General features: G+C 67.8%; 1 protein-coding gene. It reads left to right on the top strand.

Going from position 1 to position 735, the window contains the following annotated elements; translation table 11 throughout:
* The coding region (locus GQ56_RS0137355) for an Ig-like domain-containing protein (RefSeq protein ID WP_031403499.1) at nucleotides 1–735 on the top strand (735 nt) is incomplete at both ends.

A 735-nucleotide genomic window follows, 5' to 3' on the forward strand; every position in this document is an offset into this window, starting at 1 on the left:
ATGACGCTGCTGGGCACGGCTACCGTGGTCGACGGCGTGGCGACGCTGGTGACGGACTGCCTGCCGGCGGGTGCGGATGCGTTGACGGCTGCGTATGCGGGCGACACGAACAACCTGGGCAGCGTGGCGGACACGGGGCCGACCGTGCAGGTAGCGGCGGCGTCCGGGGCGCCGCAGCCTCCTGCACTGACGGACGGAACAGTTCGTTTCTCGATGCGCGTGCCTTTACCGGATGGCCAGCAGATCGGCTTCCCGGTTGCGCTCACGCCTTATGTGTTCAGCGATTCTACGACGGGCACGTTCAGCGTGTTCGACGGGCAGACGCTGGTGGCCAGTTTCACGAACCCGGACGAGGAGCAGCAGTACCTTTCGCCGATGTCGCTGGGCACGCATGACCTGACGGTGGTGTACTCGGGGGATTCGGAGACGCCGGCGGGAACGGGGACGACGCAGGTGACGGTCGGGCAGGCGGCGGGGACGGTGGCGTTGAGCACGTCGACTTCGCAGGCGACAGTGGGGGTGCCGCTGACGCTTACGGCGACGGTGGGCGCAAGCCAGCATGACGAGTCCTGGTACGGCGTCCCATTCAGCGGACCGTCGGCGACGGGCACGGTGACGTTCTACAGCAACGGCACGGCGATCGGCACGGCGAACGTGGTCAATGGCGTGGCGACGCTGACGACGGATGGTCTGGCGCTCGGCACGGACAGTCTCACGGCGAGCTACTCGGGCGAT

The organism is Burkholderia paludis (assembly GCF_000732615.1).
Classification (GTDB): Bacteria; Pseudomonadota; Gammaproteobacteria; order Burkholderiales; family Burkholderiaceae; genus Burkholderia; species Burkholderia paludis.